The 15314-nt window shown below is 69.9% G+C and carries 14 protein-coding genes; 1 reads left to right on the top strand and 13 read right to left on the bottom strand.

Features of this window, described 5'->3' with window-relative positions:
• Nucleotides 1-68: 68 nt before the first annotated feature.
• The 13 genes from metK to pyrR form a co-directional block, all read right to left on the bottom strand.
• A complete protein-coding gene (gene metK / locus AC07F0_RS33515) occupies nucleotides 69-1277 on the bottom strand; it encodes a methionine adenosyltransferase (RefSeq protein ID WP_243381336.1) in 1209 nt (402 codons plus the stop codon).
• A 237-nt stretch (nucleotides 1278-1514) separates the two neighbouring features.
• Nucleotides 1515-2717, bottom strand: coding sequence for a bifunctional phosphopantothenoylcysteine decarboxylase/phosphopantothenate--cysteine ligase CoaBC (coaBC, locus tag AC07F0_RS33510; protein WP_478983707.1), 1203 nt, complete (start codon nucleotides 2715-2717; stop codon nucleotides 1515-1517).
• Nucleotides 2718-2831: 114 nt separating this feature from the next.
• Complete coding sequence (rpoZ, locus tag AC07F0_RS33505) at nucleotides 2832-3104, bottom strand: DNA-directed RNA polymerase subunit omega (protein ID WP_003988945.1); 273 nt, start codon at nucleotides 3102-3104, stop codon at nucleotides 2832-2834.
• 71 nt (nucleotides 3105-3175) lie between these two features.
• Nucleotides 3176-3769 (bottom strand): guanylate kinase, encoded by a 594-nt coding sequence (gmk, locus tag AC07F0_RS33500; RefSeq protein WP_399411991.1) that lies wholly within the window; start codon nucleotides 3767-3769, stop codon nucleotides 3176-3178.
• Nucleotides 3770-3827: 58 nt separating this feature from the next.
• Entirely contained in the window at nucleotides 3828-4151 is a 324-nt protein-coding gene (locus tag AC07F0_RS33495; RefSeq protein WP_003977346.1) for an integration host factor, read from the bottom strand.
• Nucleotides 4152-4428: 277 nt separating this feature from the next.
• Entirely contained in the window at nucleotides 4429-5274 is an 846-nt protein-coding gene (pyrF, locus tag AC07F0_RS33490; protein WP_478983706.1) for an orotidine-5'-phosphate decarboxylase, read from the bottom strand.
• Entirely contained in the window at nucleotides 5271-6377 is a 1107-nt protein-coding gene (locus AC07F0_RS33485; protein ID WP_478983705.1) for a quinone-dependent dihydroorotate dehydrogenase, read from the bottom strand. The genes pyrF and AC07F0_RS33485 overlap by 4 nt, the downstream gene beginning before the upstream one ends.
• A gap of 71 nt (nucleotides 6378-6448) precedes the next feature.
• Nucleotides 6449-9757, bottom strand: coding sequence for a carbamoyl-phosphate synthase large subunit (carB, locus tag AC07F0_RS33480; protein WP_478983704.1), 3309 nt, complete (start codon nucleotides 9755-9757; stop codon nucleotides 6449-6451).
• On the bottom strand, nucleotides 9750-10889 hold the full coding sequence (gene carA / locus AC07F0_RS33475) for a glutamine-hydrolyzing carbamoyl-phosphate synthase small subunit (protein WP_478983703.1): 1140 nt from the start codon (nucleotides 10887-10889) through the stop codon (nucleotides 9750-9752). Before carA ends, carB begins: the two co-directional genes overlap by 8 nt.
• Entirely contained in the window at nucleotides 10886-11455 is a 570-nt protein-coding gene (locus AC07F0_RS33470; protein ID WP_478983702.1) for a PH-like domain-containing protein, read from the bottom strand. The genes carA and AC07F0_RS33470 overlap by 4 nt, the downstream gene beginning before the upstream one ends.
• The gene (locus AC07F0_RS33465; protein ID WP_478983701.1) at nucleotides 11452-12738 is read right to left on the bottom strand and encodes a dihydroorotase; all 1287 of its coding nucleotides are present in this window, start codon (nucleotides 12736-12738) and stop codon (nucleotides 11452-11454) included. Before AC07F0_RS33465 ends, AC07F0_RS33470 begins: the two co-directional genes overlap by 4 nt.
• 5 nt (nucleotides 12739-12743) lie before the next feature.
• Nucleotides 12744-13721 carry an aspartate carbamoyltransferase catalytic subunit gene (locus AC07F0_RS33460; protein ID WP_478983700.1) on the bottom strand — a complete coding sequence of 326 codons (978 nt, stop codon included), beginning with the start codon at nucleotides 13719-13721 and terminating at the stop codon, nucleotides 12744-12746.
• A 100-nt stretch (nucleotides 13722-13821) separates the two neighbouring features.
• Entirely contained in the window at nucleotides 13822-14388 is a 567-nt protein-coding gene (gene pyrR, locus AC07F0_RS33455) for a bifunctional pyr operon transcriptional regulator/uracil phosphoribosyltransferase PyrR (RefSeq protein ID WP_436725959.1), read from the bottom strand.
• 266 nt (nucleotides 14389-14654) lie between these two features.
• Here pyrR and bldD point away from each other — a divergent pair, with 266 nt between their 5' ends.
• Nucleotides 14655-15158: a transcriptional regulator BldD gene (gene bldD / locus AC07F0_RS33450; protein WP_003988955.1), complete on the top strand. Its 504-nt coding sequence runs from the start codon at nucleotides 14655-14657 to the stop codon at nucleotides 15156-15158.
• The last annotated feature ends 156 nt before the right edge of the window (nucleotides 15159-15314 follow it).

Here is a 15314-nt window from a genome sequence, read left to right as displayed (position 1 = left end):
GAAGGGTGCCGGGCCTCGCGAGGTACCGCGGCGGCGTCGGGCGCGCGGCCCCGCCGCCTTGCCGGGACTTACAGCCCCGCGGCCTTGCGCAGCGCGTCCACGCGGTCCGTGCGCTCCCAGGTGAACTCGGGAAGCTCGCGGCCGAAGTGGCCGTAGGCAGCCGTCTGGGAGTAGATCGGGCGGAGCAGGTCGAGGTCGCGGATGATCGCGGCCGGACGGAGGTCGAAGACCTCGTCGATCGCCTTCTCGATCTTCTCCGTGTCGACCTTGGCGGTGCCGAAGGTCTCGACGAACAGACCGACCGGCTCGGCCTTGCCGATGGCGTACGCCACCTGGACCTCGCAGCGGGTGGCGAGACCCGCTGCGACCACGTTCTTGGCGACCCAGCGCATCGCGTACGCCGCGGAGCGGTCGACCTTGGACGGGTCCTTGCCGGAGAAGGCACCGCCGCCGTGGCGGGCCATGCCGCCGTAGGTGTCGATGATGATCTTGCGGCCGGTCAGGCCGGCGTCACCCATCGGGCCGCCGATCTCGAAGCGGCCGGTCGGGTTGACCAGGAGGCGGTAGTTCTCCGTGTCGATCTTGATGCCCTCGTCGAGCAGCGCCTTGAGCTCCGGGTCGACGACGAACTCCTTGATGTCCGGAGCCAGGAGCGAGTCCAGGTCGATGTCGGAGGCGTGCTGCGAGGAGACCACGACGGTGTCCAGGCGGACCGCCTTGTCGCCGTCGTACTCGATGGTGACCTGCGTCTTGCCGTCCGGGCGCAGGTAGGGGATGGTGCCGTTCTTGCGCACGTCGGACAGGCGCTTCGACAGGCGGTGCGCCAGGAAGATCGGCAGCGGCATCAGCGTGGGCGTCTCGTCCGTCGCGTAACCGAACATCAGGCCTTGGTCGCCCGCGCCCTGCTTGTCGAGCTCGTCCTCGTCGCCCTCGACACGGGACTCGTAAGCCGTGTCCACGCCCTGGGCGATGTCCGGGGACTGCGCGCCGATGGACACCGAGACACCGCAGGAGGCGCCGTCGAAGCCCTTCTTGGAGGAGTCGTAGCCGATTTCGAGGATCTTGCTCCGGACCAGCGTCGCGATGTCCGCGTACGTCTTGGTCGTGACCTCACCGGCCACGTGCACGAGACCGGTCGTGATCAGGGTTTCGACGGCGACCCGGGAGGTCGGGTCCTCGCGGAGCAGCGCATCGAGAATGGTGTCGCTGATCTGGTCAGCGATCTTGTCGGGGTGACCCTCGGTCACGGACTCCGAGGTGAACAGACGACGGGACACAACGCTCCCTGGGGTTGCAGCGGCTGCTGGCTGATCAGTGGCGGACGGCGGGGGCTGCACCCGGCGCCGTCCGTGGAACAGTTTATCGGTCACGCTTCGGCCACGGCCCCCCTGTCTCGCCACTCGGAAGTGCTGTGACCTGCGGCACGGGCATTCTGCCCAATGGCGAGTGGCGTTGGCCAGAGGCGCCACGCCCGGATCGGCCGGGTTTCACTGGGTCGCAGGGCGACTGAAACATCAGCGGAGACGCTCGACCACCAGGTCCCATACGGTTTCGGCCAGGGCTTCCTTGGGGCCGTACGGCACCGCGCTCTCACTGCCGTCGGCGCCGATGACGACGGCCTCGTTCTCCTCGGAACCGAAGGTCCGGCTCTCCCCGACCTCGTTCACCACCAGCAGATCGCAGCCCTTGCGCTTCAGTTTCGCGCGGCCGTTGGCGAGCACGTCGTCGGTCTCCGCGGCGAAGCCGACGATCACCTGTCCGGGGCGGGCGCGCTCGGTGGAGATCTCCGCGAGGATGTCCGGATTCCGCACCAGGGTGATCGGCTCCGGCTCCTGGTCGTCCTTCTTCTTGATCTTCCCGGCCGCGTACGCCGCCGGGCGGAAGTCCGCCACCGCCGCCGCCATGACCACCGCGTCGGCGTCGGCGGAGGCCTGCAGCACCGCCTCGCGCAGCTGCACGGCGGTACCCACGGGGACGACGTCCACGCCGGCCGGGTCGGGCAGGGCGCTGTTGGCCGCGATCAGCGTGACGCGGGCGCCCCGGGCGGCCGCGGTGCGGGCGAGGGCGTAGCCCTGCTTGCCGGAGGAGCGGTTGCCGAGGAACCGGACGGGGTCCAGGGGCTCGCGGGTGCCTCCGGCGCTGACCACAACGTGCCGGCCCTTCAGGTCGGGCTCGGTCACGCCCCGGGCCAGCACCCGGCGGCAGACCTCGAAGATCTCGCCGGGGTCGGGCAGCCGGCCCTTGCCGGTGTCGACGCCGGTGAGGCGCCCCACGGCCGGTTCGATGACGAGGGCGCCGCGGCGGCGCAGCCTCGCCACGTTCTCCCGGGTGGCCGGGTGCTCCCACATCTCGGTGTGCATGGCGGGGGCGAAGACGACCGGGCAGCGGGCGGTGAGCAGCGTGTTGGTGAGGAGGTCGTCGGCGAGGCCGTGGGCCGCCCTGGCGAGCAGGTCGGCGGTGGCGGGGGCGACGACGACCAGGTCGGCGTGCTGTCCGATGCGGACGTGCGGGACCTCGTGCACCTCGTCCCACACCTCGGTGGAGACCGGGTTTCCGGAGAGCGCGGACCAGGTGGCGGCGCCGACGAAGTGCAGCGCGGAGGCGGTGGGCACCACGCGCACGTCATGGCCCGACTCCGTCAGCCGCCGCAGCAGCTCACAGGCCTTGTACGCGGCGATGCCGCCACTGACCCCCAGAACGACCTTCGGCTTGTCCACGTCTCTCCCCGGACCTCGGCAACCGGCACACCGTACGACTCCATGACACACCACAGGCCCGGCAGTCGGCCTGCCGGGCCTGTGGAAAAGTCAGCGTCAAGCTGCAAATAGTACTTACTGCGCCGGGCCCTCTACGGCCTCGGACGTCAGCAGCCCCGCGTTGATCTCGCGAAGGGCGATCGAGAGCGGCTTCTCGTGGACGTGGGTGTCGACGAGAGGACCGACGTACTCGAGGAGACCCTCGCCGAGCTGCGAGTAGTACGCGTTGATCTGGCGGGCCCGCTTGGCCGCGTAGATCACGAGGCTGTACTTCGAGTCGGTGGCCTCGAGGAGCTCGTCGATCGGCGGGTTGATGATGCCCTCGGGCGCGGAGATGGAAGAGGACACGCTCTACCTTCCGATGGATGGGAAAGATTCTGTCAGGGTGATCAGCGAGACCCGGGAACGATCAGCGATGGTCACACGACGTCCACCAAGGCTAGCAGCTCGCGAGCCACGTCCTCGACGGAGGTGTTCACCAGGGTCGTATCGAACTCGGGCTCGGCGGCCAGTTCGGTCTTCGCCGCCTCGAGCCGGCGCTCGATGACCTCGGGCGGTTCGGTGCCCCGCCCGGTGAGTCTGCGCACCAGCTCCTCCCAGGAGGGCGGAGCCAGGAACACCAGCTGGGCCTCGGGCATCGACTCCCGGACCAGACGGGCGCCCTGGAGATCGATCTCGAGGAGTACGGGCTCACCCTTCTCCAGGCGCTCCTGTACGGCCGCACGCGGCGTGCCGTAGCGGTTGCCCGCGAACTCGGCCCACTCCAGCAGTTCGCCGTTGGCGATCAGCTTGTCCATCTCGTCGTCGCTGACGAAGAAGTAGTGGACTCCGTGCTTCTCGCCGGGGCGGGGCTTGCGGGTCGTCGCCGACACCGAGAGCCAGACCTCGGGATGTTCCTTGCGCATATGGGCGACGACCGTGCTCTTGCCGACCCCGGAGGGGCCGGAGAGCACGGTCAGCCGCGGACGTACGTCCGGGGGCACGGGGGTGGTCCCCCGGGGTGTTGCAGCCATGCAGCGATTATCCAGCAATCCCGGAGTGCCCGGGACTCGCTCCCCCGGAATGCCCGGTTCAGGAACCGGTGCTGCCGAACTCACGCTCAAGGGAGGCGATCTGGTTGGAACCGAGACCACGCACGCGGCGGCTCTCGGAGATACCGAGTCGCTCCATGATCTGCTTGGCGCGGACCTTGCCCACGCCCGGCAGGGACTCGAGGAGGGCGGAGACCTTCATCTTGCCGATGACGTCGTTCTCCTGGCCCTGCTTGATGACCTCGTGAAGAGAGGCGCCGGAGTGCTTGAGTCGATTCTTGACCTCGGCCCGCTCCCGGCGAGCCGCGGCGGCCTTTTCGAGCGCGGCTGCGCGCTGTTCAGGGGTAAGGGGCGGAAGAGCCACGCCTACGTCACCTCGGATGTCGAACTGTCGGATACGGACCGGTGAGGAACCTAGTCGCCCCACACCTGGGGAGCTACGAGCAACACGCTTGCCCGTTCACTCTCGTCGGAGACTAGCGGGCAAGTCCGCCAGAGTCAGCGAGAACAGCGGAAAAGTCCTGGTCAGCCTTCATCTGAACGGACATTTAGGACATACTGCCCCGGATTTGAGGATGTATTCAGACTCAAGCGTGCCCCGGACCACTCATCGGAGGACTCCTGGGAAGAGCAGGAAGGCGTCAGGAGGAGGTCACGGCGTGCCGGATCTCCTCCGCGAAGCGTTCCGCGGCGTCACGCAGCGCGACCGCGTCGGGACCGTGGCGTAGCACTCCCCGGCTGACGTTCGGCACGACATTGCGCACCGCCGTCCCGAAGACCTGGGGTAGATCGGCCGGCGTGGCCCCCTGGGCACCGATGCCGGGCGCGAGGAGCGGGCCGTTGATGTCCAGGTCGTACGAGGACAGATCGCCGAGGGTCGCGCCGACGACCGCGCCGAAGGACCCCAGGGGCTCCTCCCCCGCGTTCTCCGCGGACAGGTGCGCGAGCATGGTCGCTCCGACGTTCCGCCCGTCGGACCGTACGGCGTGCTGGACCTCGCCGCCCTCCGGGTTGGAGGTCAGCGCCAGCACGAACAGCCCGGCGCCGTTCTCCCGCGCCAGCGCGACGGCCGGGCTCAGCGAGCCGTAACCGAGGTAGGGCGAGACGGTCAGCGCGTCGGAGAACAGGGGGGCGTCCTTGTGCAGGAAGGACTCGGCGTACGCGGCCATGGTCGAGCCGATGTCGCCGCGCTTGGCGTCCATCACGACCAGCGCGCCGGCCGCCCGCGCCTCGGCCACCGACTTCTCCAGGACGGCGACGCCACGCGAGCCGAACCGCTCGAAGAACGCGCTCTGCGGCTTGAGCACGGCGACCCGGTCGGCCACCGCCTCGACGACCGTGCGGCTGAACCGCTCCAGGCCCGTCACGTCGTCGTCGAGACCCCACTCGGCGAGCAGGGAGGCGTGCGGGTCGATGCCGACGCAGAGCGGGCCGCGCTCGTCCATGGCGCGGCGCAGGCGGGCGCCGAAGGGTTCGAGACCACTCATGCCGTCTTCCTCACGTCGGCGCCCACCGCGTCGGCGAGCGTGGCGTACGGGCTGGTGCGCAGGCGCGCGGCGAGCCCCTTGTGGAGGTCGCGAGCGTAAAACGGACCCTCGTAGATGAACGCGCTGTAGCCCTGGACCAGCGTGGCACCGGCCAGGATGCGCTGCCAGGCGTCCTCGGCGTTCTCGACGCCCCCGACGCCCACCAGGGTGATCCGGTCCCCGACGCGCGCGTAGAGGCGGCGCAGGACCTCCAGGGAGCGTTCCTTCAGGGGCGCGCCGGACAGGCCGCCGGCCTCCTTGACCAGGGCGGGGCCGGACCTCAGGCCGAGTCCCTCGCGCGCGATGGTGGTGTTCGTCGCGATGATCCCGTCCAGGCCGAGTTCCACGGCGAGGTCGGCGACGGCGTCGATGTCCTCGTCGGCGAGGTCCGGCGCGATCTTGACCAGGAGCGGGACGCGCCGTGCCGGCACCGTGCGGTCGGCGGCCTCGCGGACGGCGCTCAGGAGCGGACGCAGCGCCTGCGTGGCCTGGAGGCTGCGCAGACCCGGCGTGTTCGGGGAGGAGACGTTGACCACGAGGTAGTCGGCGTAGGGCGCCAGCCGCTCCGCGGACTTCACGTAGTCCGCGACGGCCTCCTCCTCGGGTACGACCTTGGTCTTGCCGATGTTGACGCCGACGACGGTCTTGAAGACGGGCGTCCTGGAGGCCAGACGGGCGGCGACGCGGAGCGAGCCCTCGTTGTTGAAGCCCATGCGGTTGATCAGTGCCCGGTCCTTGACCAGGCGGAACAGCCGCTGCTTGGGGTTGCCGGGCTGCGGCTCGCCGGTGACCGTGCCGATCTCGACGTGGCCGAAGCCGAGCATCGCCATGCCGTCGATGCCGACGGCGTTCTTGTCGAAGCCCGCGGCGAGCCCGAAGGGGCCGTGCATGCGCAGCCCGAGGGCCTCGGTGCGCAGCTCCTTGTAGCGGGGCGCGAGGGCGGCCGCGAGGAAGGTGCGCAGCACGGGCACGCGGGCGGCCAGGCGGATCCAGCGGAAGGCCAGGTGGTGCGCCTGCTCCGGGTCCATCCGCTTGAAGAACAGACTGAAGAAGATCTTGTACATGGTGTCCTCACGAAGACATGACGTCCTCACGAAGAGGGGGACACCGTTTCCGGTGTCCCCCTCTTCGGCTGCTAGTCGCGGGCCGCGGTCAGGTGTTCCGCGTGTTCCTGGAGCGATCGCACGCCCACGTCGCCGCGGTTGAGGGCGTCGATGCCCTGGACCGCCGCCGCGAGCGCCTGGACCGTCGTCAGGCACGGCACGGAGCGTGCCACGGCCGCCGTGCGGATGTCGTAGCCGTCGAGGCGGCCGCCGGTGCCGTACGGGGTGTTGACGATGAGGTCGACCTCGCCGTCGTGGATGAGCTGGACGATGGTCTTCTCGCCGTTCGGGCCGGTGCCCTCGGACTGCTTGCGCACGATCGTGGCGTTGATGCCGTTGCGCTTGAGCACCTCGGCCGTGCCGGACGTGGCCATCAGCTCGAAGCCGTGCGCGACCAGCTCGCGGGCCGGGAAGATCATCGAGCGCTTGTCGCGGTTGGCGACCGAGATGAACGCGCGGCCCTTGGTGGGCAGCGGGCCGTAGGCGCCCGCCTGCGACTTGGCGTACGCCGTGCCGAAGACGGAGTCGATGCCCATGACCTCGCCGGTGGAGCGCATCTCCGGGCCGAGGACCGTGTCGACGCCGCGGCCGTGGATGTCACGGAAGCGCGACCACGGCATGACGGCCTCCTTCACGGAGATCGGCGCGTCGAACGGCAGCTCGCCGCCGTCACCGGTGGCCGGCAGCAGGCCCTCGGCGCGCAGCTCGGCGATCGTGGCGCCCAGCGAGATCCGGGCAGCGGCCTTCGCCAGCGGTACCGCCGTCGCCTTCGAGGTGAAGGGGACGGTCCGGGAGGCACGCGGGTTGGCCTCCAGGACGTAGAGGATGTCGCCGGCGAGCGCGAACTGGATGTTGATCAGGCCGCGCACGCCGACGCCCTTGGCGATGCCCTCCGTGGAGGCGCGCAGGCGCTTGATGTCGTAGCCGCCGAGGGTGATCGGGGGCAGGGCGCACGCCGAGTCGCCGGAGTGGATGCCGGCCTCCTCGATGTGCTCCATGACGCCGCCGAGGTAGAGCTCCTCACCGTCGTAGAGCGCGTCCACGTCGATCTCGATCGCGTCGTCGAGGAACCGGTCGACCAGGACCGGCCGGGACGGGCTGATCTCCGTCGACTCGGCGATGTACGCCTCCAGGCGCGTCTCGTCGTAGACGATCTCCATGCCGCGCCCGCCGAGGACGTACGAGGGACGCACCAGGACCGGGTAGCCGATCTCGTCGGCGATGGCCTTGGCCTCGGCGAAGGTGGTGGCGGTGCCGTGCTTGGGGGCCGGGAGACCGGCCTCCTTGAGGACCCGGCCGAAGGCGCCCCGGTCCTCGGCGGCGTGGATGGCCTCCGGGGAGGTGCCGACGATCGGCACGCCGTTGTCCTTCAGCGCCTGCGACAGGCCCAGCGGGGTCTGGCCGCCGAGCTGGACGACGACGCCCGCGACCGGTCCGGCCTGCTGCTCGGCGTGCACGATCTCCAGCACGTCTTCCAGCGTCAGCGGCTCGAAGTACAGACGGTCGGAGGTGTCGTAGTCCGTGGAGACGGTCTCCGGGTTGCAGTTGACCATCACCGTCTCGTAGCCCGCGTCGCTCAGCGCGAAGGAGGCGTGGACGCAGGAGTAGTCGAACTCGATGCCCTGGCCGATGCGGTTCGGGCCGGAGCCCAGGATGATGACGGCCGCCTTCTCCCGCGGCGCGACCTCGGTCTCCTCGTCGTAGGAGGAGTAGAAGTACGGCGTCTTCGCGGCGAACTCCGCGGCGCAGGTGTCGACCGTCTTGTAGACCGGGCGGATGCCGAGCGCGTGCCGGACCTCGCGGACGACGTCCTCGCGCAGGCCGCGGATCTCGCCGATCTGCGTGTCGGAGAATCCGTGCCGCTTGGCCTCGGCGAGCAGGTCGGCGGTCAGCTCGGGCGCCTCGGCCAGCTCGTCGGCGATCTCCTTGATCAGGAAGAGCTGGTCGACGAACCAGGGATCGATCTTCGTGTACTCGAAGACCTCCTCGGGCGTGGCGCCCGCGCGGATGGCCTGCATGACCGTGTTGATCCGGCCGTCGGTGGGGCGCACCGCCTCGCGGAGCAGCTCTTCCTTGTCGCCGGGGTCGCCGACGAAGGTGAACTGGCTGCCCTTCTTCTCCAGCGAGCGCAGGGCCTTCTGGAAGGCCTCGGTGAAGTTGCGGCCGATGGCCATGGCCTCGCCGACCGACTTCATGGTGGTGGTGAGGGTGGAGTCGGCGCTCGGGAACTTCTCGAAGGCGAAGCGCGGGGCCTTCACGACCACGTAGTCGAGCGTCGGCTCGAAGGAGGCCGGGGTCTCCTGCGTGATGTCGTTCGGGATCTCGTCCAGCGTGTAGCCGACCGCGAGCTTGGCGGCGATCTTGGCGATCGGGAAGCCGGTGGCCTTGGAGGCGAGCGCCGACGAGCGCGACACGCGCGGGTTCATCTCGATGACGATGACCCGGCCGTCCTCGGGGTTCACGGCGAACTGGATGTTGCAGCCGCCGGTGTCGACGCCGACCTCGCGGATGACCGCGATGCCGATGTCGCGCAGGGTCTGGTACTCGCGGTCGGTGAGGGTCATCGCCGGGGCGACGGTGATCGAGTCACCGGTGTGCACGCCCATGGGGTCGAAGTTCTCGATGGAGCAGACGACCACGACGTTGTCGTGCTTGTCGCGCATCAGCTCCAGCTCGTACTCCTTCCAGCCGAGGATGGACTCCTCAAGGAGCACCTCGGTGGTCGGCGAGAGCGTGAGGCCGGTGCCCGCGATGCGGCGCAGCTCCTCCTCGTCGTGGGCGAAGCCGGAGCCGGCGCCGCCCATGGTGAAGGACGGACGGACGACGACCGGGTAACCGCCGAGCTCCTCGACGCCCTTGAGGACGTCGTCCATGGAGTGGCAGATGTAGGACCGGGCGGACTCGCCGTGGCCGATCTTCTTGCGGACCTCCTCCACGACCTCCTTGAACTGGTCGCGGTCCTCGCCCTTGTGGATCGCCTCGACGTTGGCGCCGATCAGCTCGACGCCGTGCTTGTCCAGGACGCCGTTCTCGTGCAGCGAGATGGCGGTGTTGAGGGCCGTCTGGCCGCCCAGGGTGGGCAGCAGCGCGTCGGGCCGCTCCTTGGCGATGATCTTCTCGACGAACTCGGGGGTGATCGGCTCGACGTAGGTGGCGTCGGCGATCTCCGGGTCGGTCATGATCGTCGCCGGGTTGGAGTTCACGAGGATGACCCGGAGGCCCTCGGACTTCAGCACGCGGCACGCCTGGGTGCCGGAGTAGTCGAACTCGGCGGCCTGGCCGATGACGATCGGGCCGGAGCCGATGACCAGGACGGACTGGATATCGGTGCGCTTAGGCACGCTGGCCCTCCATGAGCTTCACGAAGCGGTCGAAGAGGTAGGCGGCGTCGTGCGGGCCGGCTGCCGCTTCGGGGTGGTACTGGACGCTGAAGGCGGGGCGGTCGAGGAGCTGCAGCCCCTCCACCACGTTGTCGTTCAGGCAGACGTGGGACACCTCGGCGCGGCCGAACGGGGTCTCGGAGACCTTGTCGAGCGGGGCGTCGACGGCGAAGCCGTGGTTGTGCGCGGTGACCTCGACCTTGCCGGTCGTACGGTCCTGCACCGGCTGGTTGATGCCGCGGTGACCGTACTTCAGCTTGTAGGTGCCGAAGCCGAGCGCGCGGCCCAGGATCTGGTTGCCGAAGCAGATGCCGAACAGCGGGGTGCCGCGCTCCAGGACGCCCCGCATGACGGAGACGGGGTGGTCGGCGGTGGCCGGGTCGCCCGGGCCGTTGGAGAAGAACACGCCGTCCGGGTCGACCGCGTAGACGTCCTCGATGGTCGCGGTCGCCGGGAGCACGTGCACCTCGATGCCGCGCTCGGCCATGCGGTGCGGGGTCATGCCCTTGATGCCGAGGTCGACGGCGGCGACGGTGAACTTCTTCTCGCCGATCGCCGGGACGACGTACGGCTCGGTGGTGGCGACCTCGGCGGAGAGGTTCGCGCCCTTCATCTGCGGGGCTTCCTGCACGCGCGCGAGGAGTGCGCTGTCCTCCCGGACCGCGTCACCGCTGAAGATGCCGACGCGCATCGCGCCGCGCTCGCGCAGGTGGCGCGTGAGGGCGCGGGTGTCGATGCCGGAGATGCCTACGACGCCCTGCGCGGCGAGCTCCTCGTCCAGCGTGCGCCGGGAGCGCCAGCTGGACGGCACGCGCGCGGGGTCGCGCACGACGTACCCGGAGACCCAGATGCGCTTGGACTCGGGGTCCTCGTCGTTGACGCCGGTGTTGCCGACGTGCGGTGCGGTCATCACCACGACCTGGCGGTGGTACGAGGGGTCGGTGAGGGTCTCCTGGTAGCCGGTCATGCCGGTGGAGAACACCGCTTCGCCGAAGGTCTCCCCCACGGCCCCGTAGGCACGGCCGCGGAAGACCCGGCCGTCCTCCAGGACGAGTACGGCGGGAGTTTTGGCTCCCCTGGTGGAGGTGGTCATCGTTCGGCGCCTTCCCTGGTGTTCGTTTCGATCATGGAGTTGATGGCTTCGACCCACTCGTTGTGCTCGGCCGCGTGGTCGGAGCGGAAGCCGGAGTCGATCAGCCGGTCGCCGTGCGCCCAGGTGACGACCAGCAGGCCGCCCTCGGTGAGCACCTTGCCCGCGATGCCCTTGTCGAGCCGGGCCTCGCGCAGTTGTGCGGCCGGGACGAAGAAGTCGCTCGCCCCGGGGCGTACGACGTCCAGTCCGGCGTCCGTGAGGGTCAGCTCGGCGCGGCTGCGGGTGCCCAGGCCGTGCGCGACGATGCGGTCGAGCCACTGCCCGGCGGTGGTGGAGCCGTGGTAGCGGCCGCTCATGGCCAGGCGCTCCGGGCCCGTCTCGTCCGGAGTGGTGGGCAGCTCGGGCAGGTCGCCCTGGAGCGTGCCGCGCCACTTCCAGCCCTCGCGCATCAGCCAGTAGACGAGCGCGACGAAGAGGGCGAGGCCGACGACCCAGCCGATGCGGGCGGCCCAGTCGGTCACTTGCGCCGATTCCTTCTCGGCGGCCAGCAGGAGTACAGGTGTCACGTGAGCTTCCCGTCGACGAGCGTGGCCTTGCCCCGCAGCCACGTGTGCGTCACACGGCCCGGCAGCTCACGACCCTCGTACGGGGTGTTGCGGCTGCGCGAGGCGAAGCCCGCGGGATCCACAGAGCCACGGTATGCCGTGTCGACGAGGGTGAGGTTGGCGGGCTCACCTGCCGAGACGGGACGGCCGTGCCCCGTGGCCTGTCCGATCTGCGCGGGCTTGACGGACATCCGGTCGGCGACGCCGGCCCAGTCCAGCAGGCCCGTGTCGACCATGGTCTCCTGCACCACTGACAACGCGGTCTCCAGGCCGACCATGCCCATGGCGGCCGCGGCCCACTCGCAGTCCTTGTCCTCGTGCGGGTGCGGGGCGTGGTCGGTGGCGACGATGTCGATCGTGCCGTCGGCGAGCGCCTCGCGCAGGGCCATCACGTCGCGCTCGGTGCGCAGCGGCGGGTTGACCTTGTAGACGGGGTTGTACGTGCGGACCAGCTCGTCGGTGAGGAGCAGGTGGTGCGGGGTGACCTCGGCGGTGACGTCGATGCCGCGGGACTTGGCCCAGCGGACGATCTCGACGGACCCGGCGGTCGACAGGTGGCAGATGTGGACGCGGGAGCCGACGTGGTCGGCGAGCAGGACATCCCGGGCGATGATCGATTCTTCGGCCACCGCGGGCCAGCCCCCGAGGCCCAGCTCGGCGGAGACGACCCCCTCGTTCATCTCGGCGCCCTCGGTCAGCCGCGGCTCCTGCGCGTGCTGCGCGACGACACCGCCGAAGGCCTTCACGTACTCCAGGGCCCGGCGCATGATCACCGCGTCGTGGACGCACTTGCCGTCGTCGGAGAAGACGGTGACCCCGGCGGCCGACTCGTGCATGGCGCCCAGCTCGGCGAGCTTGCGGCCCTCCAGTCCGACGGTGACGGCACCGATGGGCTGGACGTCGCAGTAGCCGTGCTCCTTGCCGAGCCGCCAGACCTGCTCGACGACACCGGCGGTGTCGGCGACCGGGAAGGTGTTGGCCATGGCGAACACGGTGGTGTAGCCGCCGGAGGCCGCGGCGCGGGTGCCGGTGAGGACGGTCTCGGAGTCCTCGCGGCCGGGCTCGCGCAGATGCGTGTGCAGGTCGACCAGCCCCGGCAGCAGCACCTTGCCCTCGGCCTCGACGACCTCGGCACCCTCGGCGGACAGCCCGCTGCCCACCTCCGCGATCGTCCCGCCGTCGATCAGCACGTCCTGCGGCTCGCCGCCCAGCACCTTCGTACCACGGATCAGGATCTTGCTCATCTGTCTTACTTCTCCTCGGTACGGGTCTGGGTGACGGCGGGTTCGTTTCCGCCCAGCAGCAGGTACAGGACGGCCATCCGGATGGAGACTCCGTTCGCCACCTGCTCCACGACGGTGCAGCGGTCGGAGTCGGCGACCTCGGCGGTGATCTCCATGCCGCGGACCATCGGGCCGGGATGCATCACGACGGCGTGCTCGGGCATCCGCGCCATGCGGTCGCCGTCGAGGCCGTAGCGCCGGGAGTACTCGCGCTCGGTCGGGAAGAAGGCGGCGTTCATGCGCTCGCGCTGGACGCGCAGCATCATCACAGCGTCGGACTTGGGCAGCGTGCTGTCGAGGTCGTACGACACCTCGCAGGGCCAGCTCTCGATGCCGACCGGCAGCAGGGTAGGCGGGGCGACGAGGGTGACCTCGGCGCCGAGGGTGTGCAGCAGGTCGACGTTGGAGCGGGCGACCCGGCTGTGCAGGACGTCGCCGACGATCGTGATGCGCTTGCCGTCGAGGTCCTGGCCGATCCCGGCCTCCGGGCCGATCAGGCGGCGGCGCATGGTGAAGGCGTCCAGCAGGGCCTGGGTGGGGTGCTGGTGGGTGCCGTCACCGGCGTTGACGACGACCGCGTCGATCCAGCCGGAGTTCGCCAGCCGGTACGGGGCTCCCGAGGAACCGTGCCGGATGACCACGGCGTCGACGCCCATGGCCTCCAGCGTCTGGGCGGTGTCCTTCAGGGACTCGCCCTTGGAGACGCTCGAACCCTTGGCGGAGAAGTTGATGACGTCCGCGGAGAGCCGCTTCTCGGCGGCCTCGAAGGAGATCCGGGTCCGGGTGGAGTCCTCGAAGAAGAGGTTGACGATCGTGCGGCCGCGCAGGGTCGGCAGCTTCTTGATCGGCCGGTCGGCGACCCGGGCCATCTCCTCGGCGGTGTCGAGGATCAGGACGGCGTCGTCGCGGGTGAGGTCGGCGGCCGAGATGAGATGACGCTGCATCTGTCAGGCTCCGTAAGGCAGTTCAAGCTGGAGAAATGGGGCAGACCGGTGCGCGAGGGCGCACTGAGCCGGCGTACGACAGCGGCGTACGCCTGGAGCGCTACTGGGCGGTCTGCTTGGCACCGAGCAGCACGGTGTCGCGACCGTCCTCCTCGGCGAGCTGGACCTTGACCGTCTCCCGCAACGACGTGGGGAGGTTCTTGCCGACGTAGTCGGCGCGGATGGGCAGTTCGCGGTGACCGCGGTCGACGAGGACCGCGAGCTGCACCGCGCGGGGGCGCCCGATGTCGTTCAGGGCGTCGAGGGCGGCGCGGATCGTGCGGCCGGAGAAGAGGACGTCGTCGACGAGGACGACCAGCTTGCCGTCGATGCCGTCACCGGGGATCTCGGTGCGGGCCAGCGCACGCGGCGGGTGCATACGCAGGTCGTCGCGGTACATGGTGATGTCGAGCGAGCCGCAGGGAACCTTGCGCTCGGTGATCTGCTCGAGCTTGTCGGCGATCCGCCGGGCGAGGAAGACGCCCCGGGTCGGAATGCCGAGGAGCACCACGTCGTCGGCGCCTTTGGCGCGTTCGACGATCTCGTGGGCGATGCGGGTCAGTACCCGCGCGATGTCGGGCCCTTCGAGAACGGGCCGGGCATCGGACGGTGTGCCGTGCGAGTCCATACGAAACGGACCTCCTTCTCCGTCTCACGGGACGGACCTTAAAGGACGTCGGGATTGCGCCATCCACGGTAGCAGGCCCTCGCCGTCACCCGGACGGCCCCCTCGGATCACCCACTCGGCCCAACAGAGTGCCGATACCACGGAAGAGCCGGTGCGGACCATTCGGCTTGACGCGGCAGAGTAACGCTGCGTAACCTCACAGTGAGTTACCAGCCGCGCGGCCTGGCACCCACGCCAGACGCGTCGACACAGTGCCGGGGAGCTATATGTCCAGCGAATACGCCAAACAGCTCGGGGCCAAGCTCCGGGCGATCCGCACCCAGCAGGGCCTTTCCCTCCACGGTGTCGAGGAGAAGTCCCAGGGACGCTGGAAGGCGGTCGTGGTCGGTTCGTACGAGCGCGGCGACCGTGCCGTGACCGTGCAGCGCCTCGCCGAGCTGGCGGATTTCTACGGCGTTCCGGTGCAGGAGCTGCTCCCGGGCACCACCCCGGGCGGCGCCGCCGAGCCGCCGCCGAAGCTGGTCCTGGACCTGGAGCGGCTGGCCACGGTGCCGGCCGAGAAGGCAGGCCCTCTTCAGCGCTATGCGGCCACGATCCAGTCGCAGCGCGGTGACTACAACGGCAAGGTGCTCTCGATCCGCCAGGACGACCTGCGCACACTCGCCGTCATCTACGACCAGTCGCCCTCGGTCCTCACCGAGCAGCTCATCAGCTGGGGTGTCCTGGACGCGGACGCGCGTCGCGCGGTGGCGACCCACGACGAGGGCTGACCGCTTTCCGGGCTGGCCGAGGAGTCAGCAGAAACGTGCCGCCGGGGGGGGGGGGGGGAGGGGGGGGGGGGGGGAGGGAGGGGGGGGGGGGGGGGGGGGCGGGTGTGTCCGCTCGGTCCACGGCGTCCGGGTCCGGGACGCCCGTGAGCGTGCAGG

Source organism: Streptomyces sp. NPDC045955 (assembly GCF_056430805.1).
The sequence above is the reverse complement of the archived record's forward strand: the minus strand, read 5'-3'. Positions and strand labels throughout refer to the sequence as shown.

Bases quoted from the DNA above. Each gene is read 5' to 3' on its own strand.
- pyrR (WP_436725959.1), bottom strand. From the start codon at position 14,388: ATGGACTCGCACGGCACACCGTCCGATGCCCGGCCCGTTCTCGAAGGG.
- pyrF (WP_478983706.1), bottom strand. From the start codon at position 5,274: ATGAGTGGTCTCGAACCCTTCGGCGCCCGCCTGCGCCGCGCCATGGAC.
- AC07F0_RS33485 (WP_478983705.1), bottom strand. From the start codon at position 6,377: ATGTACAAGATCTTCTTCAGTCTGTTCTTCAAGCGGATGGACCCGGAG.
- AC07F0_RS33460 (WP_478983700.1), bottom strand. From the start codon at position 13,721: ATGCAGCGTCATCTCATCTCGGCCGCCGACCTCACCCGCGACGACGCC.
- AC07F0_RS33465 (WP_478983701.1), bottom strand. From the start codon at position 12,738: ATGAGCAAGATCCTGATCCGTGGTACGAAGGTGCTGGGCGGCGAGCCG.
- carA (WP_478983703.1), bottom strand. From the start codon at position 10,889: ATGACCACCTCCACCAGGGGAGCCAAAACTCCCGCCGTACTCGTCCTG.
- bldD (WP_003988955.1), top strand. From the start codon at position 14,655: ATGTCCAGCGAATACGCCAAACAGCTCGGGGCCAAGCTCCGGGCGATC.
- gmk (WP_399411991.1), bottom strand. From the start codon at position 3,769: ATGGCTGCAACACCCCGGGGGACCACCCCCGTGCCCCCGGACGTACGT.